The organism is Veillonella sp. 27098_8_77 (genome assembly GCF_041431535.1).
GTDB lineage: Bacteria > Bacillota > Negativicutes > Veillonellales > Veillonellaceae > Veillonella.
Genome location: NZ_JAPVXW010000001.1, coordinates 61843 through 86643, shown reverse-complemented (window position 1 = coordinate 86643; position 24801 = coordinate 61843). Strand labels below are relative to the sequence as shown.

Sequence of the window (24801 nt, the reverse complement as noted above, 5' to 3'; positions counted from 1 at the left end):
ATATAGTCATGACCAGGATAATAACGAAGGAACTAATGAGGACACTAATAAGTAGAGACGGTAATATGAATCCATTGATTGATGCTATTCTATGATCAATGATGGGGTGGGCCAAGAAACGTAGATAATTCATAAATCGTATCTCCATTATCAACAGCTTGTACTATGTATCTTAGTATTGATACTCCATTGATCTCTTCTTCTATAACACGTTGTTTAAATGTTATTGTAGACAAATGATGTCTGCTCAATGATGAGATATTTCCGGTTGTTGGCATCCCTCCAGAATCATATGTCGCTTTACCAGCCTCTATGTAAGAAACTGTATCTTGCAATATATAGTCATCAATATACGAGGACTGCACAATCGATAAGGTACCACTCAATATATATAGAATGGTTGGTAATATGAATAATATTAAGGTCACCGCCATGAGGGCATCACCATATAAAAATCCATATTGGTCTATGAGTAACCTACTTTTTGTATTAGCATATTCTCTAATTTGTATCCGTTTCATGATTACAATGATTCCCATCGAACACGCCCTGTTTGCACAGATATCCATATGCGATTAGTCGCACCTGTTTGTGTATCTTGTAAAATAAATTCCGTTCCATCATAGGGCAATCCATAGGCAGAAAAATAAACGCGCTTCATTGTATGCCTACTTTCTATATGTGCAGGTAACTCCATTTCTACATGATGTGACATGAGTCCTTCTTGTATTGAATATGAATGTTTCTTTAAAATAAATTCACCTTGTGCCATTCGATTATCTCTATGACCTAACATAGCCCATAGTTGAACCTTCTTAATAGCGAGCACTACCTCTTCTGTGCTTCGATTTAACTCATGGCGCGAAGGTATCATAACAATGCTACTGACGCCTATGCTAACCAAGGATAGAAAAATAGTAATCCCCACAAGCCATTCTACTAATATAGAGCCATTACAGTAATGTGCATGTATTTTATTACCGACCAATATAACGCCTCCCACTCATTAGCAAAATGTAAAGCATTCCATGCACCAATACACAAGAAAGGGCCAAAAGGAATATATCGTCTACACGTATAACGCATACTATATAAGCTGGCGAGATAGAGGGCACTAGCTAAACAAGAAACGTAAATCATAACAATAATTTGTATGCTCGAAAACCATATGGATATGGCACAAATCCATTTAATATCGCCCCAACCAAAGCCTCCTTTACTTAGCATGCGCAATGTCACACTAATACAAGCAACAATCGCAACATGTACACAGGTGTCGAGGACTGCATACTGTTCAACCATGCTATAGAGGATACCTATAATCGTAAGTGCAATAGCACCTTCGTCGGGTAATATGTAATATAGCTTATCAATGGTAGCACCTATTACGAGAAATAGTGAAAAGAAGCTATAACATATAATTTCAAATAGTGTGTAATCCCTATATAGTAATGGGATCACGATGGCCAAAATCCATATACATAGACAAATATATACCTTTTTCCCTTTCATAACAGTGTCCTTTATGTTTCAGGAGCCGTAACGACTACAGACTTGCCTGCATTACCTGCCACTTGTTCATAGGTAATAACGTATTCCTTACCTTTTGTAGTTTTAACATGCTCTGTTAAATAACCTTCTTGATATAATTTTTCTACTGTTGGAGGTGTATCTAAGCTTTTGTCGATCATGTATAATTGTGTCGCATTGCGGATGATTTGCATATCTGCTACTTGTTTTGCATTCTTTGCCTTATCCGCAGCAGACATAAATTGAGGCATTGCTATAGCAGCCAAAATAGCAATAACTGCTACTACCACCATGAGTTCTACCAGTGTAAAACCGCCTTGTTTAGTATGTTGTAGTCGACGAATACTAATATATTTTAGAAATGATTTTTCTAAATGAGATAAGATTTTTCTACAAGAAATAAGCATTTCACGAGTCTCCTTTCATTGACCTCCCAATGATGATATAGATGTAAAAACTGGATACATAACAGATATAACAAGGATAGCAATACCAATCCCCATAATAGTAAGTAGTATGGGCTCCATAAGGCGCTCCATTCTCGCTATATACTGTGTCAACAATGATTCATAGTAGTGACTGCAATGATTCAGCATAGCTACTAATTCACCACTTTCCTCTCCAACTGCTACCATTTGCCATATAAAAGAATTTCCTATTGATGATGATTTTAGACTTTCACAAAAGGAATGCCCTTTACACAGCATGGCATATACATGATTGCTACACTCTTCACCATATAGATTTCGCCATATACGTTTTGTAATATCGATGGTGTTGATTATAGAAATCCCAGAATCTAACAATAGCGCCCATATATGCAAAATATTCGCATAATATAGGGAGGTTAAGAACGTTTTATGCTGAGCCAACTGCCATAAACGCCTATCAAACCTATATCTAATCGAAGGTTGTTTAAAAGCATATATGAGTACTCCAATAAGTCCCACATGCACACCGATATAAAAAAGCGGATGTTCTCGAAGGGAAGTTCCTAATACAAATAAACCTTTTGTCATCCATGGCAATTCTATATGCATGGTTGTAAACACGCGGGTAAACGATGGAATAATAAACAATATAGTAACCAAGAAAAATACATTCATAAGAACTAATAGAAATAAGGGATATGAAATAGCACTTACCATCTTTTGTTGGTATTTTCGTTCCCGTTCGTAATAAGAGGCTATATACTGCAAGGACTCTCCGACGTTCCCTGACATTTCGCCACTCTCAAGAAGAGCTAATGCAATGGAAGGGAATCCCTTTTCTCGAAGAACCTCAGATAGAGATTGCCCTCGTTGTATGCCCTCATATAAAGAGCGATATAACATCGTTTTTGAACCGTCCATTAAGAGTTCTAAGGAGCGCCTAAGCGAAATCCCAGATTGTAATAATAATCCCAATTGATATGCAGTGGTACTCACCTGTTTATGCCGCCAACGAATTGTTTTTCCAGATGATCTAGCTATGCTACAAATCACATATCCTTCTAGTTTAAGTTTAGTTTTGACCTCTTCTTCAGAATCGGCCCATAATATTCCCTGTATTCTTTTCTTGTCTGTTGTTATCGCTATATAGTCATAGGCATTCATGTAATCCCTCTATGATAGTTGTTGTTCCAATAAAGCATGTAATTGTCGAGCAGCCCCATATTCTGCTTTCACATCTCGTACCGCCATTTCTAATGTTTTCATGGGAGCCTGTGTTTCTTGAATCGAAACAATTTGTGGCTCCTTTCGATTTCTAATTAAATTTGCCACCGCATTAGTATTTAATAGAATATCTCGAATCGTTATAAATGAAGTCTCCCACCGCAATAAACGTTGACATATAACGGCGCGAAGTACTTGTGATATCTGACTGCGCACTTCATCTTGTTGCTCACCTGGAAATAAAGATATCATCCGTTGTACCGCCATGACAGCACGTTGTGTATGCATAGTTGCCAACACTAAATGACCTGTTTCAGCAGCATGCAGTGCTGCTTCTAAGGTATCTCGGTCTCTCAATTCACCGACCATAATGACATCAGGATCTTCGCGCAACGCGTCACGTATCCCATGTGCCATCGAATCCACATCAATTCCAAGTTGCCGTTGATGAATCATTGACTGCAAGGGTATAAATTCATATTCCACAGGGTCCTCTAGCGTTATAATGTGTTTACTCATAGTTGTATTTATATATTCTATGCAACAAGCTAAGGTATATGATTTTCCACTTCCTGTGGGCCCCGTAACGAGAACTAATCCATCATGATATTCACAAATCTCTTTTAACACATCACTATCTTTTGATGCATCTAGCGACAAATTAGCATGACAGAGAAGCCTCAATGTTCCACATATTCTGTGATTAGCCCTATAAATATGTGCCCGAATCCGAATGCCATTGCTGGTGAAAGCATTATCTACAGAATGCCATCCATCTTCGATAACCCCACATCGTTGTAAGACTTCGCTGATCATATCATTACTGCATATGCTTGAAATAGGTTCCAATCCATTGGCAGCCCGAATATAAATGGGTTTATCAACCTCTAGATGTACATCGGTGGCGCTATACTGTAATGCTAAATGGATTACATCTTCTATGTTCGTGATTGGCTCTATTCTTGCCAAACTATTACAATAGGATGCCTGCACGATGTACCTCCTCTAACGTTGTTATGCCCAAATCAACGGCGCTATGCGCTGAATCATGAAGTGAAACATACATATAAGAATCAACATGATTCCAATCTATGTCACTGGATGGTATTTCTACATATTCAAATAGGCCTAGTCGGCCCTGATACGAATTCGTTGCTCTATTAATACGCCTCACGAGACGCTGAGATAATGAACCAATTAAGGTAGCATGTAGTAAATACGGTTCAACCCCCATATCTACAAGCCGGCCTATCACATCTAACGCGGTATTCGTATGAACCGTCGTAATTACACGGTGCCCCGTCAAAGCTGCTTTCACAGCTAGTTGAGCTGTCTCATGGTCTCGTATTTCACCAATCATGATAGAATCAGGGTCCTGACGTAATACGGTACGCAGTCCTTTTGAAAAGGTAAAGCCAATCTTTTCATTAATCCCTATCTGTATAGCTCCATCAATTCTCGCCTCCACAGGGTCCTCTAAACATATAAGTTTAGTTTCCTTTAGATTCAACATTCGGAGCATGGCATACAGAGTGGCTGTCTTGCCGCTACCTGTAGGTCCACATATAGTGATGAGTCCATAAGGACGTTTTAATAAAGAAACTATTTTCTCTTGTAACCCTTGGGACATGCCAAGTTCTAATAAATTCTTATGAGCCCCTTCATTTCCCATCAGCCTACATACAACTGCCTCTCCATATAAGCTGGGCAGACTAGAGACACGCATTGTCACCGCATATGATTTAGCACTCCATTCCCACCGCCCGTCTTGAGGCAATCGTTTCTCACTAATATCCATGCCGCTGAATACCTTGATTCGGTTAACGAGCATATCCGCATCAGTAGCATCGATATACATATAATCTCTTAATAATCCATCAATTCTCAATCTCACTTGTACGCCATTACAAATAGGGTCAAAATGAATATCACTAGCACCTAGGGTAAGAGCATGAGTAATAATGGAATCTAATGTAACATCTACATACAATGTCACCCCCTCCTTTATACCTTGCGGTGTGTTTATGCATCACCTTTGCTTATTGCACTATGTAATTCTTCACAACAAGGAAAACTCCTGTTTATTTTCAAAAAATCCACAATGCGTGTACATATACGCAAGGAAACAGCAAAAAAAGAGACTCCCTTGAGTTTTTACTACTCAACGGAGTCTCTTCTATAGCATTGTTATTCTAAAACCAAATGTATTATTCTATTTTTTCAAATTGTAAAATACCGCATCGCCTTTATATTGTGCAGTTTCATATAACATTTCTTCAATGCGAAGCAATTGGTTATATTTAGCAACACGTTCGGAACGAGCAGGCGCACCTGTTTTAATTTGGCCCGCATTAACAGCTACTGCGATGTCTGCAATAAATGTATCTTCTGTTTCGCCGGAACGATGAGATACTACGCATGTATAACCAGCGCGTTTTGCTGTTTCCATAGCATCAAAAGCTTCTGTTAATGTACCAATTTGATTTACTTTTACAAGAATTGAATTAGCTACACCAAGGTCGATACCTTTTTCAAGGCGTTTTGTATTTGTAACGAATAAATCGTCACCTACAAGTTGAACGCGTTTACCAAGGCGCTCTGTTAATACTTTCCAGCCATCCCAATCTTCTTCTGCAAGACCATCTTCGATAGATACGATAGGATATTTATCGACTAAGTATTCATAGAAGTCAACCATTTCGCTAGCGCTCAATACTTTACCTTCGCCATCTAAATGATATTTACCATCTTTATAGATTTCGCTAGAAGCCACATCGAGAGCTAATTTAAAATCTGTACCAAGTTCATAACCTGCACGTTTAATGGCTTCGCAGATTACTTCTAATGCTTCTTCATTGGAAGCTAAGTTTGGGGCAAAGCCGCCTTCATCACCTACAGCAGTGCTGAGACCTTTATCGTGAAGCACGGATTTCAATGTATGATATACTTCTGCACAACTGCGCAATGCATCACTAAATGTTTTTGCTCCCACAGGCATAATCATAAACTCTTGAAGGTCTACGTTATTATCAGCATGAGCACCACCATTTAAGATGTTCATCATTGGTACTGGCAATTCTTTAGCATTAAAACCGCCTAGGTATAAGAACAACGGCAAATCTAAGGATTCAGCAGCTGCTCTCGCTACAGCCATAGATACGCCCAAAATTGCATTGGCACCCAAGTTAGCTTTGTTATCTGTACCGTCTAGTTTAAGCATTAAATTATCAATCGCCACTTGTTCAGTTGCATCATAGCCGATAATAGCAGGGCCAATTTTTGCATTTACATTGTCTACAGCTTGTAAAACACCTTTACCGCCATAGCGTTTTTTATCGCCATCGCGAAGTTCTACGGCTTCAAACATCCCTGTAGATGCACCAGAAGGAACCGCTGCTGTCGCAATTGTACCATCTTCCAAACATACTTCAACTTCTACTGTAGGATTGCCACGAGAATCCAAAATTTCACGAGCTACGACTTGTTCAATTACTGCCATAATACTACCTCTTATTTATATACTAATTAATCTACTAACAAACTTTCACCTGTCATATCACTTGGCTTATCAATATGAGCCAATGCCAACATAGTTGGTGCAATATCACATAATTTACCAGATTTTAGATGTTTATACCTATCATTTGCATCGACCAAAATCAATGGAACCACATTAGTCGTGTGCGCTGTATGCGGTTTTCCTGTTTCATGATTGACCATTTGCTCTGCATTACCATGATCGGCGGTAACTAAAAGCTGTCCTCCAGCCTCTAATATAGCCTTTGCAATACGTTCTAATCCTGCATCCACAGTTTGAATTGCTTTCACTGCAGCTTTAAAATCTCCTGTATGACCTACCATATCTGGATTTGCATAATTTAAGATAATCATATCGTATTGACCACTATGAATAGCATCAACAACCTTATTCGTCACTTCAGGGGCACTCATTTCTGGTTGCAAATCATAGGTTGCTACAGAAGGCGATGGTACAAGAATACGGTCTTCACCTTCAAATGGTACCTCATTACCACCATTAAAGAAATATGTTACATGTGCATATTTCTCTGTTTCTGCAATGCGCAATTGACGATAGCCTCCATCGGAGAGTACAGAACCTAAAGTATTATGCAACGTATCCTTTTCATAGACAATATGAACAGGTAATCCATCTTCATACTTTGTCATGGTCGCCATATAGATAGATATAGGTTCCCGTTTAAAGCCATCAAAATCAGGTAATGTTAAAGCCTTTGTTAATTCGCGGGCTCTATCAGGTCTAAAGTTACAGAAAATAACTGCATCCCCATTACTGATAGTTCCATTAGGGTTAATTACTGTAGGTACTACAAACTCATCATTAACACCATCTTCATAGGACTTTAACACGGCTTCACATGCAGAGTTTGCTATATTACCTACTCCTTTGACGATGGCATTATATGCCAGTTCCTCACGGTCCCAACGATTATCGCGATCCATGCCATAGTAACGACCACTTACGGTAGCAATTTTTCCGCAAGCAACATCAGACATAAAATCTTCAAGCTCTTTAAGATAGGTTGTCGCCGATTGTGGCGGTACATCGCGACCATCTAACAGAGCATGAACATATACCTCTTTAATACCTTCGTGTTTGGCACCGGCAATGACTGCCTTGATATGTTCTAATGAGCAATGTACATTACCGTCAGAAATAAGGCCAATGATTTGTAATTTGCCATGTTTAGCATGCTTATATAACTCTTGTATTACAGGCTTATGATAAAATTCTCCATTCTCTACGTCCTTAGTAATACGCGTTAAGTCTTGATATACAATACGGCCTGAACCAAGGTTGAGATGTCCAACTTCTGAATTACCCATTTGCCCTTCTGGCAAACCGACTGCAAGACCGGAAGCTTGTAATGTTGTATGGGGATACGTATCCCACAAATGATTAAAATAACTTGGTTTTGCTTGTACTACGGCATTCGTCGTATCTGTTTGGTCCCCCATACCAAAGCCATCTAGGATGACTAGCATTACGGGTGCCTGTAATTTTGCCATATTTATACCTCTAGTATGTTATTTACTTACGTCTTGAACCGCCATGATGATTTCATTAAATTCATCCACGATTAACGAAGCGCCTCCAACGAGGGCCCCATCAATATTAGGCTCACTTAAAATTTCACGCGCATTATTAGCCTTTACACTACCACCATATTGAATTCGAACTGATTCAGCTACAGCAGATGTATATAGCTCCGCTATATAATCACGTATAGATTTACATACTTCCTCTGCTTGATCAGCCGTTGCAGTCTTGCCCGTACCAATAGCCCAAATCGGTTCATAAGCGATAATCAATTGTTCCACTTGATCCGCTGGAATATCTTGTAATGCACTTTCTAATTGTCCGTGAATGAAAGAAATCGTTTCATTTGCCTCTCTCTGAGCAAGGCTTTCACCAACACAGACAATAGGTTGCAAATTATGATGAAATGCACTCTTAATCTTTTCATTAACCATAGCATCTGTTTCACCATAGTACTCACGGCGTTCGGAATGGCCAATGATGACATAGGACACACCGAGTTCCGTTAACATCAACGGAGAAACTTCGCCAGTAAATGCACCGGCATCATGATAATCCATATTTTGAGCCCCTACGCCAACCTGTGTATCTCGTGTTAAGGACACAGCTCTCTCAAGCGCAGTAAAGGGCGGACATACAACTACGTCACAGTCCAAATCTTTATCACCTAGAAAACTAGTAAATGCTTCAATTAAGATAGAACCAGATGCAATAGTTCCGTTCATCTTCCAGTTTCCTGCAATAATTTGTTTTCTCATTTTAGGCCTCTGTTAAAGCAGCAATGCCTGGCAAAACCTTACCTTCCAATAATTCAAGGGATGCACCGCCACCAGTCGAAATATGGCTGATTTTATCTGCTAAGCCGCTTTTTTCAATAGCAGCTACAGAATCACCACCACCAACGATAGTCATGGCATCAGATTCTGCAACGGCTTTAGCTACTGCATTCGTACCAGCTGCAAATTTATCCATTTCAAATACGCCCATTGGGCCATTCCAAATGATAGTTTTCATATTAGCCAATGCTTCTGTATATAGTTCACGTGTTTTAGGACCGATATCCAAAATCATCCAGCCATCTTCGATGTTATCGACATCCACGATTTTTGTATTCGCATCATTGCTGAAAGCATCTGCTACTACAGCATCGATAGGTGTCAATAATCTAGCACCTGCAACGCGTGCTTCCATAACTAAATCTGTAGCGATAGCATCTTGACCATCTTCATATAAGGAACTACCGATGTTACAGCCTTGAGCCTTAATGAAAGCATTCGCCATACCGCCACCGATAATCATAACGTCTACCTTAGGTAATAGATTGGAAATAACAGAAATTTTATCTGTTACCTTAGCACCACCGATAATGGCTGCCATAGGTGTTTTAGGATGTACGATAGCTGCACTTAATGCATCAATTTCTTTTTTAAGCAAGAAACCCGCACCCATAGGGATGTAATCAGCAATGCCAACTACAGATGCTGCATTACGATGAGATACACCAAATGCATCATTGATAGCTACATCAGCAAGAGATGCTAATTGTTTAGCAAACGCTGGATCATTCTTTGTTTCTTCGTTATGGTAACGTAAGTTTTCAAGCATCAATACATCGCCAGGTTGTAATGCTTCAACGGCTGCCTCAACCTTAGGACCAACGCAATCATCTACAAATGCAACTGGTTTATTGATAAGTTCAGATAAACGTTTAGCACAAGGAGCTAATGTCATATCCGGTTTACGTTCACCCTTTGGACGACCAAAGTGAGATGCAAGAATGACCTTAGCATTGTGGTCGATTAAATATTTGATTGTATTTAGTGCACCACGAATACGAGTGTCATCAGTGATGACACCATCCTTCATAGGCACATTGAAATCTACACGTACAAAAACGCGTTTATTATCTACATTCATATCTAAAATGGTTAATTTCATCCTAGAATTTCCTCCCATTATAGACCTTTACTAGCTACGAAAGCTGCCATATCGATAAGGCGTTCAGAATAGCCCCATTCGTTATCGTACCAAGAAACAACTTTCACCATGTTACCATCCATAACCATTGTCAAATCAGCATCAACAATGGAACTACGAGGATCAGAACTAAAGTCACAGGATACCAATGGCACATCGGATACGCCTAAGATACCTTTTAATTCACCAGCTGCTGCTTTGCGGAATGCTTCGTTGATTTCTTCTTTTGTAGCAGGTTTTTCAAGTTCGCAAACAAGATCTGTAGCGGATACATCTGGTGTAGGAACGCGCAACGCAAAACCATCTAATTTACCTTTTAATTGAGGCAATACTTTAGCAACAGCCTTTGCTGCACCAGTTGTTGTAGGAATGATAGACATAGCTGCTGCACGAGCACGGCGAGGGTCTTTATGACGTGCATCAAGAATTTTTTGGTCATTAGTATAGGAATGAATAGTTGTCATCATGCCGCGTTTAATGCCAAATTCATCGCATAATACTTTAGCAAATGGAGCCAAGCAGTTAGTTGTACAAGATGCATTAGAGATAATGTGATGTTTTGCAGGATCGTACATATCTTGGTTAACGCCCATAACCATTGTTAAGTCTTCATTTTTACCAGGTGCAGAAATCAATACTTTCTTAACAGTAGGTTGATTCAAATGAACCTTTGCTTCTTCTGCATCGCGGTATTTACCAGTACATTCCATAACGATTTCTACGCCTTCTTCAGACCAAGGCAATTTAGAAGCATCACGGTCATGGAATACGCGAATTTTTTTGCCATCTACATAAATATTTTCATCGTCAAATGTTACTTCATTAGGAATTGTGCCATGTACGGAATCGTATTTTAACAATAATGCAGTACCCTCATTATCACCAGTCGCATTAATAGCTACTACTTCAACATCTGGATTATTAATTGCCGCACGTACTACACATTTACCAATACGACCGAAACCATTAATACCAACTTTAACTGCCATTGTTTTGTCCTCCTCAAAAGAACTATATAATACTAAAAATAATAAACTAAATTATAACGCAGGAATATTTAGTAATTGGCGCATGCCTTCTGCTGCTTGGTCATCTATTATGAGGATTCCCTTTTTACAAGACCTCATAACGCTGATAATAGCACCAGCTTTATCAAAGCCACCTGCTACAGCTACGACATGCGGTATATTTACTATATCCCTTAATGAAAGCCCTATGTTGTTCGTCGCATAGACGATAGAACCATCCATAGAGCAATACTGACCTAATGCTTCACCTACGGCATCGCCATCAACGAGTTGACGGCGCACATCCTCCGGTATATGTCGTACATCGGCCATATGGAGTGCTTGACCAATACCAAAAACCAATATATCAGTTCTATGGATTAATTCGCTAATCTCCTTGATTTGTGGTTCTAATGTTACAAGCATATCTAGGGAATCTTTAGATAGCCCATCTGGTAAATGAAGCATCTTATACGAGCCATGCCAACGTTCTGCTAATACAGAGGCGATTACATTCGCTTGATATTCGACGACTTCACCAACACCACCACGGGCTGGTACAACCACGGGATGCAACACACTACTAGGCATTTCATCAGCCATTGCCGCCATGGTACTACCACCACTAACGGCTACAACAGACCCATCGGTTACCATACGTTGAACCACTTTCGCAGCAGTAAAACCTAAGCGTTTTAACATTAATGATCCTTCACTAGGTGTGATAATAACATCATCAATATGTAATGCCGCTTTCAACTGTTGCTCTAATTCGCCAACACGTTCATATTCATAAAGAATACTCCTTAATTTGGGAACTAGTTCTCGTCCTTCAGCACTTAGATAGATACCAGGTTTAGAGATTTCAACTAATCCGTTACCACGTAATGCATCAACATGAGATCGTACTGCACGTTCTGATATATCCGTAGCTAGTGCTAAACTCCTACGGCCGAGAGGTTCTTCATAGGCTAAATGACTCAATAATTTGTAGCGATCCTTTAAGACGGTCATTAATTCCGGTGCTATACGCTCGCATACCATTAACAACTCATTCATAGGGTTCCTCCTTTACCCTTTGATAAGGATAACGATATTCGTCCCGGACAAACAAAATCAGTCCCACCTAGAATAAAAAAATACTTCTACATGATTATTTTATACCTTATTACAACTTTATTCAAGTAAAAAACGCCCTTTCGGGCGTCTTTTACATCGTATTTATAGATATATGTCTATCATATGTCGTGATTATTTTGTACCGAAAATACGGTCCCCTGCATCACCTAAACCAGGCAAGATATAGCCATGTTCATTCAATGTTTCATCAAGAGCTGCTACATAAATAGGTACATCAGGATGTTCTTTGTTAACAACTTCTACACCTTCAGGAGCCGCTACGAGGCACATCAATTTAATGCTCTTAGCACCTTTTTCTTTCAACAACGTAATCGCTGCAGATGCACTACCACCAGTAGCTAACATTGGATCGGTAACGATGAAATCGCGTTCGCCCACATCGCTAGGTAATTTGCAATAATATTCTACTGGTTTTAATGTTTCTGGATCACGATATAAACCGACATGACCAACTTTAGCTGTTGGAATCAAGCTAAGCATGCCATTTACCATGCCAAGACCAGCACGCAAAATTGGAATAATACCTAATTTCTTACCTGCAATGCGTTTACCTGTCATCTTAGTCAATGGTGTTTGCACTTCTACATCTTCTAATGGCAAATTACGTGTAATTTCATAGCCCATCAACAATGTAATTTCATCTAATAATTCGCGGAAATCTTTTGAACCTGTTTGTACATCACGCATCAATGTAACCTTATGATGAATCAATGGATGTGTCATAACATTAACGTTCATGATTATGCCCCCTATAAAAACAATCCGAATCCGAAATCATTATTTCGGCCTTTTACTATTCATACATACTCTATCACATATTTACAAATCCTGCCATATAAATATGACCACCACAACATAAAAAGGGTGAGCAAGAAAAACTCTTACTCACCCTTTTGGGTTCTTACTATACCAATACCTATAAATTATAAGTTAGGATATAAAGGATATTTTTCACATAATGCAGCTACGCGTTTTGCAGCATCTTGATGTTTTGCTGCATCTTCTGGGTTTTGAAGTACTGTAGCAATAATATCTGCAATTTCTTTCATATCGTCTTCTTTAAGACCACGTGTAGTCAATGCAGGTGTACCTAAACGAACACCACTAGTTACAAATGGGCTAGCTGGATCGAATGGTATTGTATTTTTATTAGCTGTGATACCGATTTCATCGAGAAGATGTTCTGCTTCTTTACCAGTCAAACCTGTATTGCGCACATCTACAAGCATAACATGTGTATCTGTACCACCAGAAACGATAGTCAAACCTTTAGCCATCAATTCAGCAGCCAATACTTTTGCATTTTTAATAACTTGTTCAGCGTATACTTTAAATTCTGGTTGTAATGCTTCACCTAATGCAACAGCTTTTGCAGCGATAACATGCATCAAAGGACCACCTTGGATACCAGGGAATACAGCTTTATCAATAGCTTTTGCATATTCTTCTTTGCACAAAATCATACCGCCACGAGGGCCACGCAATGTTTTATGTGTTGTAGTTGTAACGATATCTGCATATTCTACTGGATTTGGATGTAAACCAGCAGCTACAAGGCCAGCAAAGTGAGCCATATCTACCATGAAAATCGCGCCTACTTCATGAGCTACATCAGCCATTTTCTTGAAGTCGATTTGACGGCTGTAAGCACTGCCCCCAGCAATGATCAATTTAGGTTTTGCTTCTAATACGATTTTGCGGAATTCATCATAGTCGATTTGTTGAGTTTCTGCATTAACACCGTAAGGAACAACATTGAAATATGTACCAGATACGTTAACAGGAGAACCATGTGTTAAGTGACCACCATGGGACAAGTTCATACCAACAATAGTGTCACCAGGTTTTAACATAGCAAAATATACAGCAAAGTTAGCTTGAGACCCAGAATGTGGTTGTACATTTGCATGTTCTGCACCAAATAAACGTTTAGCGCGTTCAATAGCCAATGTTTCTACTACGTCCACATGTTCGCAACCACCATAATAACGTTTGCCAGGGTAGCCTTCAGCGTATTTATTAGTCAATACACTACCTTGAGCTTCCATAACGGCTTGGGATACGATATTTTCAGAAGCGATCATTTCTAATTTATCGCGTTGACGCATTAATTCTTGATCGATAACTGCTTTAACATTAGGGTCTTGTTTTGCTAAGAAACTCATGGGAATCCTCCTTGAAACATATGTAAATATAATGTGATAACTAATTGAATAAAGATGTATTATTTTTCAAGAGCAGAAATTTTTTCTACACGACGCGCGTGACGTCCGCCTTCAAATTCTGTATTAAGCCAAATCGTAACAATATCCTTTGCAAGTCCCGGTCCAATAACGCGTTCCCCCATCGTAAGAATATTGGCATTATTATGTTCGCGACTGGCATGTGCGGAAAATGTATCGTGACAAAGCGCTGCACGTACACCTGCAATTTTGTTGGCTGCAATACCAATCCCAATGCCTGTACCACAGATTAAGATGCCTCGATCTGCTGCACCATCTACAACGGCATGTGCCACTGGTTCGGCAATATCCGGATAATCACAAGATTCTGTACTATGTGTACCAAAATCTTCCACCTCATGGCCTAATGTAGACAATAATTCCTTAATTTCTTGTTTTAAATGTAATCCACCATGATCACAACCAATAGCAATTTTCATAGCTCTATCTCCTATTCTTTTGATGCTACTAATCCAGCTTTCACCAAATTATAAATTTGCTCAGCACATTGATTATACACGTCTTGATTTGAACCGAAAGGATCTACCACATCTCCTGCACCATGCCCCCATTCAGCAAGGGTTTTAATTTTAGCTACTTCAAAAGGAAATTGACGAAGTAACACAGATTTATGATCTTGTGTCATACCAATAATCAAATCCGCTGAATTGACAAGCTCCATTGTAAGAGGTCTTGATTCATGGCCAGAAATATCAACAATAGATTGAATCGCAATCACAGCTTCTTCTGTAGGCTTGGCACCATAAGCAGCAAATAATCCAGCCGAAACTACATTCACGTCTAGACCAAGCTCTGTTGCCAAGGCCCGCGTAATACCTTCTGCCATTGGGCTACGACAGGTATTACCAGTACATACATACAAAATATTCATAATGACATCCTTACCGCCACAATTTCTGTGGCTATTTATACATTATAGCAAATACATCCAATATGTAAAGACATTTTTCTATTATGAATGGACATAATAAATATTACATAATTGCTTATAAATAGATAATATGACCAGCACTCGCCTTTTCCATGCGATTCATAACCGCTACGCCGAGGCCTGTATTCTCAACACCTTCTGCTAAAATATAGTCTACATCACATTCATTAAAATGATGTAATGTCTTGTAAAAATCGTGAGCTAAGGCAACCGCATCACCACTATGTCCATATACATGAAATTCACCGTGTACACTATCTTTTAACAATTCATATGTTTCTTGGCTAACCAAAAATGCACCACGCTTAGTGTCCTGTTCACGAATCACATTACTGAAAGCTTCCGCCACATCCTTGGGATTGCCTATAAATGCACACATAGGTGCATCGGGAGCATAATGCTTATACTTCATACCAGGAGCCTTTGGCGCTTCATTTTGAGACGACAAAAATGGATCATAGGACACATTATCTACAACTTGTTCTAACATTTCTTTTGTGATACCACCGGGCCGTAAGATGGTCACCCCATCATCTCTCACCTCTACAACCGTTGATTCCACACCAATCGTACAGATTCCAGCATCTACAATATAAGGAATACGTCCATTCATATCATCATAAACGGATTGTGCCGTAGTCGGGCTTGGACGGCCTGAAATATTAGCACTAGGCGCCGCGATGGGCACACCGGCCAATTCTAATATGTTACGGCATACAGCGTGGTCTGGACAACGTAATGCGACGCGATTTAAACCACCAGTTGCACGGTCAGGCACGAGATCGGATTTAGGCAATGTAATTGTTAAAGGACCCGGCCAAAAAGCCTCAATCAAGGCCTTTGCTGTTTCAGGTATTTCTTTCACAAGCGGTTTAATACTTTCTGCATTGGGTACATGTAATATCAATGGGTTATCTGAAGGACGACCTTTAGCAGCATAAATTTTATCCATTGCATCTGCATCGAGGCCATTAGCACCAAGACCATATACGGTTTCCGTAGGAATTGCTACCACCTCACCGGAACGCAAGGCATGTGCAACTAATTGAAGATTCTCTTTTGTAAGTTCAGTAATGATTTTAGTCTCCACATTCTCACCCCTTCACGCGAGCCGTCACAACCCGATTAATGCCCGCTAAATCTGCTGCAAAAGATATATCTACATAGGAGCCAACAGCCTCCAGTAAAGATTTCACAGCCTTAGCTTGATCATATCCTACCTCAAAGGCCACAAGTCCATAAGGTTTAAGATATTTTACGCACCCCATAGCTAACTGACGATAGAAATCAAGGCCATCTTCACCACCAAATAATGCAATATGAGGCTCATTAAGTACATCAGGAGACAGAATTTTCTTATCCTCTAATCGAATATACGGCGGATTAGATACAATCACATCAAACAACTCATTATGATGTTCTAAATAAGAAAACATATCCGATTCGTGAAATTCGCTACGATTCTCTAGCTTAAATGCTTCTTGATTCTTTGTGGCTATTTCAAGTGCATCACGAGAAATATCAAGGCCCATCCCCGTTGCTGTAGGCAGATAATGCAAGAGGCTTAGTAAAATAGTACCAGGGCCCGTACACATATCAAGGATTCGAATAGAGTCTTGTTGATGATAGGCACTTAATACATATTCTACTAATGTTTCTGTATCGGGACGAGGAATGAGGACCTTATCATTTACAGCAAATGTCAATCCCATAAAGTCTTTTGTTCCCGTTAAAGATGCTACAGAATGTCCTTTAGCCCGTTCAATGACAAGCGGTCTAAATCTATCCAGTTCTTCTTGCTCTAACGGTTGATCATAATTCGTATATAGATATATACGATTCTTCCCTAAAACGTGAGAAAGCAGTACTTCCCCATCAAGTCGAGGTGTATCCATCCCCTTGCTTTGAAAGTACTGCTCTGTCCACTGGAGAATACGACCAATCGTCCAAATCTCCTTATACATTTGTATTAGCCTCCTGCATTTTAGCTGCTTGATCAGCGGCATTTAAGGCTTGAATAATTTCATCGAGATCGCCATTCAAAATAGCATCTAATTTATACAATGTTAAATTGATACGATGATCTGTTACGCGACCTTGTGGATAGTTATAGGTACGAATACGTTCACTACGATCACCTGTACCAACTTGGCTCTTGCGGTCTGCGGCCATGCTAGCTGTAGCCTCTTGTTCAGCTTTATCTTGCAATTTTGCACGCAATACGCGCATCGCTTTTTCTCTGTTTTGTAGCTGAGAACGTTGATCCTGACAAGCTACGACAATACCTGTTGGTAAGTGGGTAATACGGACAGCAGATTCTGTTTTATTAATATGCTGACCACCGGCACCACTGGCACGATATGTATCGATTTTCAAATCCTTATCATTGATTTCAATATCAACATCTTCCATTTCAGGAAGTACTGCCACAGTAACCGTAGATGTATGTACACGGCCTTGTGTTTCTGTAGCTGGAACCCGTTGTACACGATGTACACCAGATTCAAATTTCATCTTGGAATATACATTCTCACCATCTACAGAGAATACAACCTCTTTAAAACCGCCTAGTTCAGGTTCATTAGCATCGATAATTTCACAACGCCACCCTTGGCTTTCAGCATATTTTGTATACATACGGAATAAGTCGCCTGCAAACAATGCCGCTTCATCGCCACCAGCGCCACCGCGAATTTCGATGATAATATTTTTATCATCGTTAGGATCTTTTGGTAATAGAAGAACTTGTAATTTTTCTTCTAATTCCTCTTTTTGAGGTTTTAATTCTTTCAATTCTTCTTGAGCCATTTCACGGAATTCTTCATCCATTGATTTATCTTCAATGACTTCCATAGCCTCATCAATGCCAGCCAAAACCTTTTTATATTCTCTAAAGGCTTCTACAGTTTCAGTTAGTTGTGCATGTTGACGTGTCAATTTACGCCATTCATCTTGACGAGCAATGACCTCTGGGTCACTGATGCGTTGCTCAAGATCCATAAATTTATCTTCAATAACTTGTAATTTATCTACTAACATGGGTAACCTCTATCTTAATGTGTATCATCTTCATAAGCATCTTCTTCTGGAGGACGCACCTCTTCTAGAGCGCGAATAGCTACTTCGATTTGATCTGCTTCTGGTTCACGTGTCGTCATATATTGTAACGCTAAACCCGGTTTAACAAGAGATTTTACAAAGGAACTTTCACTACATCCTGCAAAACGAATAAATTCATAAGCAATACCTGCTACAACAGGCATCAATAAAACACGTGACACAATGCGTTCTAGCAAGTTAGGCCAGCCTAAAAAGGCAAATACAAATATACTAACTACCATTACAATAAGCAAGAAATTTGTGCCACATCGCGGATGTAATCGTGATTGTATACGTACATTCTCTACTGTTAATGGTAGATTATTTTCATAAGCATGAATGGTTTTATGCTCTGCGCCATGATATTGGAATACACGTTGTATATCCTTAGTTTGACCAATGCCCCAAATATAGAGCAAAAACAAAGCTAACCGTATAGCCCCCTCTACAAGATTCAAAATAAAGTGATTATCTTGAATACCTGGAATAAATTTAACTACAAATGTAGGAAGGGCCACAAATAAAGCTATCGCAAATAGTGTAGAAACTACCATAGTAATGGCAATTTCACTATTGGACATTTCTTCCTCTTCATCACCAGCCGCCTTTGCAGAAAAGGACAATGCCTTCATGCCGATAACGAGAGATTCATATAGGGCAACACAGCCTCGTAAAAATGGTTTCTTTAATATAGGATATCGATCTTGAATAGACTTAGTTGCTTCTTTTTGCACTACAATGGATCCAGAAGGTTCACGTACAGCCGTTGCTGTATATCCTGGGCCACGCATCATAACGCCTTCGATTACCGCTTGTCCACCAACGAACTTCTTAATACGTTCTTTTGCCAAAGGATTTCCTTTCATAAACAAATAGAGGCAGAGCCCAAAGCCCTGCCAATAGTTGTTTCGCTACATAAACTATTATTTACCGTAACGTTTGTTAAATTGTTCGATACGACCACGAGCTTGAGCCGCACGTTGTTGACCAGTGAAGAACGGATGGCATTTGGAGCAAACGTCTACACGAAGGTCTTCTTTTACAGAGCCAGTTTTGAATGTGTTACCACAACCGCAAGTAACTGTAGCTTCTTTATAGTCTGGATGAATACCTTGTTTCATTCTATACACCTCTTTCCAGCAATCAATATTATTCTTATAGATTATAGCACGATAATACGTACAAATCAAGAAACTACTCTTTAGAAGCCTGTTTTTCTTCAATCGCTTCAGCTAAGATAGTTTCTAAATCACTTTCGTTTAAAATATCGCGTAATGCAATCAATTCTTCTAAGGAAAGAGTAATCCCTTTTTTCATGCTTGTATATTCACTATCCCAAGCGCGAAGGTCAAATTTTGGATTATATTTTCCCCAGCTTGTGCATGTAAGTTGTTTTTTCCAGCCATCTTTATCTTCAGATAATGTACCGATAACCTTGAAAATTTCAAAATTGATAACAGCCATACGTGCCTCCCTCCTTATCTAATTACAGTGTACACTATGTGTCAAGTTTATTTACTTAGTCTAAACGGATACGATATATTGTAAACCAATTTACACATATTGACAATTATTTTTTATAGTCACTGTAATCTTCAATATCGATGGATGTTGTAGGCGGCATTACGTCAGCACCTAAGGAGTTCATATTGCTTTGCCAAGATTCCCGTGCAGATTTGATAGTTTCTTTATAGGCTTCATCGATATTCTTAACCGCATTCACTAGCATTGATTCATCATTTACATCAAGTACGCGACGACGTACACTACTGAGCATATAACCGAAGGATTCCTCTGTTTGAACAAGCATAGAAATCTCTTGCATCAAGGTTTGCCCAATTGTGCTAGAGAAATATGTATACCACATATATGCCAATTCTGCATCAGGGAACATCCAATATACACCCGTACTAGGTGCTTCTGTACCCATAGCCACATCTACATGGTCACTATAACGGGTGAAAGCTAAGTAATACGCCCCATTTTCACGAAGTGCCGCACGTCCTAATTCTGAAACACGACTATCTATACAATAAATGCCATCCTGCCCTAAGGCTACATCAGTTTGACCACCTGGCAATAAAATCGAACGTAAGGACAAACCATAATTTAATACGGTAAACACCGGTAATTGAGCAAAGACACCATGAGGCAATGGAATATAATTAATCGCTTTCCATTCGTCACCAACGCGTTCACGAAGACCAACGCGCATCTTTTTAACATCATATTTACCATAAATAATCTCATAAGCCCCAAGCGGAGTCCATTCACGAATAGATTCTACACGTTTTTGGTTCAAAAAGAATTGTAATGCCATATTATTCAATCCCAATTGATTTTGTGCCATCGTTGCTGGTAAGAACAATTGAGCAGTCCCTTCTGGAACCAAATTATGCAAACCATTAGCAACCTCTTCTACAATATCTTCAGAGGATTGGAACATACCAACCGTACCTGTAAAAATATGGTCGAAATAGCTACGATGTGGCCATTGATTAATAATCTGAGCCATTGGATACAATCGAGAAATAATGCTATAGCATACAGGAGATGCTGTATAAAGTACCACCTTTTTATCCTCATAGGATTGTAAGATTTCTTCTATCATACCAGCATATTCTTCTACATAAGCATACAATACGAGTTCCCCCGTTTTGCTATGAGCTTCTATACTTTCACGTACAGGCGTTTCCCATACAGTACCCACATCAAGGCCATCTAAAATACCAGTATCACTAATAAAATCAAAGAGCTCTACCGTAAAGGATGGTCCATACAATGTACGGAATGTGTTTACATCATATGGAATAGGTCCAAAGGATTCAACAGTAGACTTCTCTGCTAATCCATACAAATCCTCTGGTGTAACACCCCATTCACGAGAATTTGCATTGCTGGAGAGCAATTGATCTAATACTTTAAAACGCATTAATTCATTGACAATATCAATACCTTCTATGCCATATTGGGCACAAAGAGCAATAAATTCTTCATTATTCTTTTTCATATTAAACCTTTCCTGCTGACGGACAAAGATGATTTAAAAAACATGTTTCACATATAGGCTTACGGGCCTTACAAATGCGTCGTCCATGATAAATCAGCCAATGATGGGCTGCAGACCACTTCTCTTTTGGTATAGCCTTTTGCAATTTTTGCTCCATTTCTTCTGGCGTTTTTGCAATACCTAATTTCAATCGGTTTGCTACGCGGAATACATGTGTATCTACAGCAATAGCAGGTGTTCCGAATAATACGGATACTACAACATTTGCCGTTTTGCGCCCCACGCCTGGTAATTCAACGAGTTGATCAAACTCACGTGGCACTTCTCCATGATACTGTTCAACCAAAATATGACAAGTAGCAATCAAATTTTTAGCCTTTGATTTATATAAACCGCAGTCCTTTATGAGCGATTCTAATTTAGTAACACCGACCTCTAACATTTTAGCCGGATGATTTAATTCTGGAAATAATCGTTTAGTAACGATATTTACCCTTTCATCAGTGCACTGAGCTGATAAAACAACAGCCACTAATAATTCAAATTCATTTGTGTATTCAAGGGCAGGTTTAGCATCTATATAATGTTCTTCTAACAATGCTAATTGCTCTGCCTTAATTGCTTTCGTAACACGCACGACTAACTCCTTTCTCACTTGTGAAATTACGGACTCGTACAATGTATATCTTACCATACGTGTTCATTTAGTTCTATGTTATAATAAAATATGTTATTCTAATCTAGAATACGGGAGGCAATTATGAGTAATATTAACAACACAATAAAACGGATAAATGAATTGGCCGCTAAGAAAAAATCTGGTCAAGAACTAACACCAGAAGAATTAGCTGAAAAGAAAGAGTTATATAATACCTATCTAGGTTTCATTCGTGGACAAGTTACAAGCACATTAGACCGCGTTGAATTTGTTGATCCTAAAACAGGTGAACGAACAGCTCCTAAAAAAGCACTAGATGACCTAGCGCAAGAAGCAGATAAAGATATAAAAGAACATAAAGATATTCACTAATACTAAAAGGCACTTCAAATTTGAAGTGCCTTTTGAAATTCATCCTTTTATAATTTTCCTAATCGCTTCATAGCATCATAAATTTTCCCAGCTAATCCCTGCATTTGGAATTTAGGAATACCACAAGCTGCTACGCGAATACCATTGCCTAAAGCGATTACATAAATATGCTCTTTCTTTAATTCTTCACAAATCGCTGTGCCCGCATCGGTTGGAATCGTAATAAAGAAACCACCGCGATATGGCAACATAGGCAAACCTACTTGCGCTGCTTCTTGTTTAAAGATATTAGCACGATCGCGAATCAATTGATAATAACAATTACGTTCATCCTCATAAGCTTTAAATTTATCAGGATCAGATACAATATTTGCCATAGCACGCATTGCAGGACGACAAATATTTGACCATGTGGCACGACTAGTCGATTTATTAACCTCTAAGAATTCATCAGCTACTTCTTCATCTGAAGAAATGCCAATCATAGCGCCAACACGCTGACCATACATCGTAAAGCCTTTGGAAAGACTATAGCATACACATACAAGAATTTCCTTTGGCAAATGACCCATCTTTTTAAAGAATGCACGAACTTCTTCTTTTTCACCAGAATAATCCAAATAAGCCACATCAATGCCAATGATAACGTTATTACGGCCAATAGCAACTAATTCTTTCAAGAACGCAAGAATAGAATCCCAATCCTTATCCTCTACAGAATAACCGGTTGGATTATTACCTGGTGTATTAAATAAAATAACAACATTTGTTTGTTTAGCAGCTAATTCCTTAACACGATGTTGGAATGCATCATGATTAAAATTATTATGTTCATCAAATAAAGAATAGGTAACTAGTGTACGTCCATTATCACTACAAATAACACGATATGCACCCCAGTACCAATCTGCAGTTAACACTTCATCGCCAGGTTCAGTATAGTTATGCACTAAATGATGAATACCACCTGTACCGCCAGTAGTAGCAATACTGCGAATATAGCCATCAGGACGAGATGCGCCAAAACATTCTTGTTCTGCACATTCCAAATATTGTGGAATACCTGCAATAGGAGCGTACCCCACATGTTCAGTATCAGGTAAATTTAAATATTCTTCCTTTACAGTTTTTAAGAATACTAGATTTCCTTCTTCATCATAAATAGCACCTAATGTACCATTTACTACATTCTCTCGACCATTTAGTTTAGTATCTTCAGCCGCCTGACCCGCAGTCACAAAGATTACATCTTTTAATTTTTTTCCTCTTGCGTGTTTCGCTGCTACACTTGTCATCGCATACACCATCCTAACTATAAAGAACTATTACATCATTATCATACCTAAAGTTAAGCATTTAGACAATGTGTATTCATGAAAAATATTGTATACATGAATACATACAAAAAAACCACCCATCTAAGATGAGTGGTTTCAAGTTCATATATGACGATTAGAATGTATAACCTACGCCAGCATGTAAACCTTTGGAAGTCTTGTCATTATCGTTTACGCTATATTTGTCATAACCATAATAAACGTTCAAATCAATGTTAGGTTTAACTTCATATTGAGCACCAACTTGATAGGATTGTTTAATATCGTTACCCCAACCAGCTTTTGCAAAGCCATTAACTTTATCAGTCAAAGGCACATGACCAATTACACCAGCTTGAACGCCTAAATCTGTGTCATGAGTGCGAATTGCAGTACCAGCACCATATAGGTTTACATTAGGATGTACTTTGTAAACATATGCCAATTGGTGATCTTTAATATCGCCATTTTTAGCATTTACTTTGTTATAAGAGTATTGAAGAGCAGATTTATTACTTAAATCATGTTCTAAAGATACACCATAGCCATCATTGTTAGTGCCGCCGCTATTAGATACGCGTTGATTGAACGCATAGTCAGCTTGAATTTTTGTGGAATTATCACTGATTTTAGTTACAGGCACGGATGCAGCGAATGCACTACCAGTAATCACTGTTGCAGCTAAAGATAATAATACTAATTTTTTCATTTGTACCTCCTATACACACATAGATATGTGTCTTAATAAGTTACTTTTATTCTAATATTGTAAGTATATATATT

At 38.9% G+C, this 24801-nt stretch carries 28 protein-coding genes; 1 reads left to right on the top strand and 27 read right to left on the bottom strand.

The features are described 5' to 3' along the window. Positions 1–95: 95 nt before the first annotated feature. The 25 genes from O3617_RS00390 to nth form a co-directional block, all read right to left on the bottom strand. Complete coding sequence (locus O3617_RS00390) at positions 96–521, bottom strand: hypothetical protein (RefSeq protein WP_371447984.1); 426 nt, start codon at positions 519–521, stop codon at positions 96–98. Positions 522–523: 2 nt separating this feature from the next. Next, entirely contained in the window at positions 524–988 is a 465-nt protein-coding gene (locus O3617_RS00385; protein ID WP_371447983.1) for a hypothetical protein, read from the bottom strand. Further along, a complete protein-coding gene (locus tag O3617_RS00380; protein ID WP_371447982.1) occupies positions 940–1512 on the bottom strand; it encodes a prepilin peptidase in 573 nt (190 codons plus the stop codon). Before O3617_RS00380 ends, O3617_RS00385 begins: the two co-directional genes overlap by 49 nt. Positions 1513–1523: 11 nt before the next feature. Next, positions 1524–1937, bottom strand: coding sequence for a competence type IV pilus major pilin ComGC (locus tag O3617_RS00375; RefSeq protein ID WP_371447980.1), 414 nt, complete (start codon positions 1935–1937; stop codon positions 1524–1526). 15 nt (positions 1938–1952) lie between these two features. After that, positions 1953–3125, bottom strand: a complete 1173-nt coding sequence (locus O3617_RS00370; protein WP_371447978.1) for a type II secretion system F family protein — start codon at positions 3123–3125, stop codon at positions 1953–1955. 9 nt (positions 3126–3134) lie between these two features. After that, positions 3135–4178 (bottom strand): type IV pilus twitching motility protein PilT, encoded by a 1044-nt coding sequence (locus O3617_RS00365; protein ID WP_371447976.1) that lies wholly within the window; start codon positions 4176–4178, stop codon positions 3135–3137. Continuing rightward, positions 4159–5175: a GspE/PulE family protein gene (locus O3617_RS00360; RefSeq protein WP_371447974.1), complete on the bottom strand. Its 1017-nt coding sequence runs from the start codon at positions 5173–5175 to the stop codon at positions 4159–4161. The genes O3617_RS00365 and O3617_RS00360 overlap by 20 nt, the downstream gene beginning before the upstream one ends. A 222-nt stretch (positions 5176–5397) precedes the next feature. Beyond that, entirely contained in the window at positions 5398–6684 is a 1287-nt protein-coding gene (gene eno / locus O3617_RS00355; RefSeq protein WP_371447972.1) for a phosphopyruvate hydratase, read from the bottom strand. Between the two features lie 26 nt (positions 6685–6710). Next, a complete protein-coding gene (gene gpmI, locus O3617_RS00350; RefSeq protein WP_371447971.1) occupies positions 6711–8234 on the bottom strand; it encodes a 2,3-bisphosphoglycerate-independent phosphoglycerate mutase in 1524 nt (507 codons plus the stop codon). A gap of 18 nt (positions 8235–8252) precedes the next feature. Continuing rightward, a complete protein-coding gene (gene tpiA / locus O3617_RS00345) occupies positions 8253–9023 on the bottom strand; it encodes a triose-phosphate isomerase (RefSeq protein ID WP_371447970.1) in 771 nt (256 codons plus the stop codon). Position 9024: 1 nt separating this feature from the next. Next, a complete protein-coding gene (pgk, locus tag O3617_RS00340; RefSeq protein ID WP_371447968.1) occupies positions 9025–10203 on the bottom strand; it encodes a phosphoglycerate kinase in 1179 nt (392 codons plus the stop codon). 17 nt (positions 10204–10220) lie between these two features. After that, a complete protein-coding gene (gene gap, locus O3617_RS00335; RefSeq protein ID WP_005376357.1) occupies positions 10221–11231 on the bottom strand; it encodes a type I glyceraldehyde-3-phosphate dehydrogenase in 1011 nt (336 codons plus the stop codon). Positions 11232–11282: 51 nt separating this feature from the next. Next, on the bottom strand, positions 11283–12308 hold the full coding sequence (locus tag O3617_RS00330; RefSeq protein WP_316589377.1) for a sugar-binding domain-containing protein: 1026 nt from the start codon (positions 12306–12308) through the stop codon (positions 11283–11285). Positions 12309–12500: 192 nt separating this feature from the next. Further along, complete coding sequence (upp, locus tag O3617_RS00325; RefSeq protein WP_005376354.1) at positions 12501–13127, bottom strand: uracil phosphoribosyltransferase; 627 nt, start codon at positions 13125–13127, stop codon at positions 12501–12503. 185 nt (positions 13128–13312) lie between these two features. After that, a complete protein-coding gene (gene glyA, locus O3617_RS00320; protein WP_371447966.1) occupies positions 13313–14554 on the bottom strand; it encodes a serine hydroxymethyltransferase in 1242 nt (413 codons plus the stop codon). Positions 14555–14613: 59 nt separating this feature from the next. Beyond that, positions 14614–15051, bottom strand: a complete 438-nt coding sequence (gene rpiB / locus O3617_RS00315) for a ribose 5-phosphate isomerase B (RefSeq protein WP_005376273.1) — start codon at positions 15049–15051, stop codon at positions 14614–14616. A gap of 11 nt (positions 15052–15062) precedes the next feature. Beyond that, complete coding sequence (locus O3617_RS00310; RefSeq protein ID WP_371447964.1) at positions 15063–15503, bottom strand: low molecular weight protein arginine phosphatase; 441 nt, start codon at positions 15501–15503, stop codon at positions 15063–15065. Between the two features lie 115 nt (positions 15504–15618). Next, entirely contained in the window at positions 15619–16653 is a 1035-nt protein-coding gene (locus O3617_RS00305) for an L-threonylcarbamoyladenylate synthase (RefSeq protein ID WP_371447962.1), read from the bottom strand. A 4-nt stretch (positions 16654–16657) separates the two neighbouring features. Further along, positions 16658–17527, bottom strand: coding sequence for a peptide chain release factor N(5)-glutamine methyltransferase (gene prmC, locus O3617_RS00300; RefSeq protein ID WP_371447960.1), 870 nt, complete (start codon positions 17525–17527; stop codon positions 16658–16660). Then, on the bottom strand, positions 17520–18602 hold the full coding sequence (prfA, locus tag O3617_RS00295; protein WP_371447959.1) for a peptide chain release factor 1: 1083 nt from the start codon (positions 18600–18602) through the stop codon (positions 17520–17522). Before prfA ends, prmC begins: the two co-directional genes overlap by 8 nt. Before the next feature lie 14 nt (positions 18603–18616). After that, positions 18617–19528 (bottom strand): DUF1385 domain-containing protein, encoded by a 912-nt coding sequence (locus O3617_RS00290; protein ID WP_371447958.1) that lies wholly within the window; start codon positions 19526–19528, stop codon positions 18617–18619. 57 nt (positions 19529–19585) lie between these two features. After that, on the bottom strand, positions 19586–19783 hold the full coding sequence (gene rpmE, locus O3617_RS00285; protein ID WP_004696185.1) for a 50S ribosomal protein L31: 198 nt from the start codon (positions 19781–19783) through the stop codon (positions 19586–19588). Between the two features lie 73 nt (positions 19784–19856). Beyond that, complete coding sequence (locus O3617_RS00280) at positions 19857–20126, bottom strand: YdbC family protein (RefSeq protein ID WP_295783904.1); 270 nt, start codon at positions 20124–20126, stop codon at positions 19857–19859. A gap of 106 nt (positions 20127–20232) precedes the next feature. After that, positions 20233–21672 (bottom strand): hypothetical protein, encoded by a 1440-nt coding sequence (locus O3617_RS00275; protein ID WP_371447957.1) that lies wholly within the window; start codon positions 21670–21672, stop codon positions 20233–20235. A 1-nt stretch (position 21673) separates the two neighbouring features. Continuing rightward, complete coding sequence (gene nth / locus O3617_RS00270; protein ID WP_371447956.1) at positions 21674–22309, bottom strand: endonuclease III; 636 nt, start codon at positions 22307–22309, stop codon at positions 21674–21676. 123 nt (positions 22310–22432) lie between these two features. Here nth and O3617_RS00265 point away from each other — a divergent pair, with 123 nt between their 5' ends. Further along, positions 22433–22702, top strand: coding sequence for a DUF896 domain-containing protein (locus tag O3617_RS00265; protein ID WP_371447955.1), 270 nt, complete (start codon positions 22433–22435; stop codon positions 22700–22702). A 47-nt stretch (positions 22703–22749) separates the two neighbouring features. On the opposite strand, the gene O3617_RS00260 is transcribed toward O3617_RS00265, so the two are convergent. Both O3617_RS00260 and O3617_RS00255 read right to left on the bottom strand, forming a co-directional pair. After that, entirely contained in the window at positions 22750–23997 is a 1248-nt protein-coding gene (locus tag O3617_RS00260; RefSeq protein WP_371447954.1) for an aminotransferase class I/II-fold pyridoxal phosphate-dependent enzyme, read from the bottom strand. 157 nt (positions 23998–24154) lie between these two features. Further along, entirely contained in the window at positions 24155–24727 is a 573-nt protein-coding gene (locus tag O3617_RS00255) for a porin family protein (protein ID WP_371447952.1), read from the bottom strand. Between the last annotated feature and the right edge of the window lie 74 nt (positions 24728–24801).

Excerpts from the sequence above, each read along its gene's own strand:
- O3617_RS00390 (WP_371447984.1), bottom strand. The coding sequence starts at position 521 with ATGAAACGGATACAAATTAGAGAATATGCTAATACAAAAAGTAGGTTA.
- O3617_RS00380 (WP_371447982.1), bottom strand. The coding sequence starts at position 1,512 with ATGAAAGGGAAAAAGGTATATATTTGTCTATGTATATGGATTTTGGCC.
- O3617_RS00375 (WP_371447980.1), bottom strand. The coding sequence starts at position 1,937 with ATGCTTATTTCTTGTAGAAAAATCTTATCTCATTTAGAAAAATCATTT.
- O3617_RS00370 (WP_371447978.1), bottom strand. The coding sequence starts at position 3,125 with ATGAATGCCTATGACTATATAGCGATAACAACAGACAAGAAAAGAATA.
- eno (WP_371447972.1), bottom strand. The coding sequence starts at position 6,684 with ATGGCAGTAATTGAACAAGTCGTAGCTCGTGAAATTTTGGATTCTCGT.
- gpmI (WP_371447971.1), bottom strand. The coding sequence starts at position 8,234 with ATGGCAAAATTACAGGCACCCGTAATGCTAGTCATCCTAGATGGCTTT.
- tpiA (WP_371447970.1), bottom strand. The coding sequence starts at position 9,023 with ATGAGAAAACAAATTATTGCAGGAAACTGGAAGATGAACGGAACTATT.
- pgk (WP_371447968.1), bottom strand. The coding sequence starts at position 10,203 with ATGAAATTAACCATTTTAGATATGAATGTAGATAATAAACGCGTTTTT.
- gap (WP_005376357.1), bottom strand. The coding sequence starts at position 11,231 with ATGGCAGTTAAAGTTGGTATTAATGGTTTCGGTCGTATTGGTAAATGT.
- O3617_RS00330 (WP_316589377.1), bottom strand. The coding sequence starts at position 12,308 with ATGAATGAGTTGTTAATGGTATGCGAGCGTATAGCACCGGAATTAATG.
- upp (WP_005376354.1), bottom strand. The coding sequence starts at position 13,127 with ATGAACGTTAATGTTATGACACATCCATTGATTCATCATAAGGTTACA.
- glyA (WP_371447966.1), bottom strand. The coding sequence starts at position 14,554 with ATGAGTTTCTTAGCAAAACAAGACCCTAATGTTAAAGCAGTTATCGAT.
- rpiB (WP_005376273.1), bottom strand. The coding sequence starts at position 15,051 with ATGAAAATTGCTATTGGTTGTGATCATGGTGGATTACATTTAAAACAA.
- O3617_RS00310 (WP_371447964.1), bottom strand. The coding sequence starts at position 15,503 with ATGAATATTTTGTATGTATGTACTGGTAATACCTGTCGTAGCCCAATG.
- prmC (WP_371447960.1), bottom strand. The coding sequence starts at position 17,527 with ATGTATAAGGAGATTTGGACGATTGGTCGTATTCTCCAGTGGACAGAG.
- prfA (WP_371447959.1), bottom strand. The coding sequence starts at position 18,602 with ATGTTAGTAGATAAATTACAAGTTATTGAAGATAAATTTATGGATCTT.
- O3617_RS00290 (WP_371447958.1), bottom strand. The coding sequence starts at position 19,528 with ATGAAAGGAAATCCTTTGGCAAAAGAACGTATTAAGAAGTTCGTTGGT.
- rpmE (WP_004696185.1), bottom strand. The coding sequence starts at position 19,783 with ATGAAACAAGGTATTCATCCAGACTATAAAGAAGCTACAGTTACTTGC.
- O3617_RS00280 (WP_295783904.1), bottom strand. The coding sequence starts at position 20,126 with ATGGCTGTTATCAATTTTGAAATTTTCAAGGTTATCGGTACATTATCT.
- O3617_RS00275 (WP_371447957.1), bottom strand. The coding sequence starts at position 21,672 with ATGAAAAAGAATAATGAAGAATTTATTGCTCTTTGTGCCCAATATGGC.
- O3617_RS00265 (WP_371447955.1), top strand. The coding sequence starts at position 22,433 with ATGAGTAATATTAACAACACAATAAAACGGATAAATGAATTGGCCGCT.
- O3617_RS00260 (WP_371447954.1), bottom strand. The coding sequence starts at position 23,997 with ATGACAAGTGTAGCAGCGAAACACGCAAGAGGAAAAAAATTAAAAGAT.
- O3617_RS00255 (WP_371447952.1), bottom strand. The coding sequence starts at position 24,727 with ATGAAAAAATTAGTATTATTATCTTTAGCTGCAACAGTGATTACTGGT.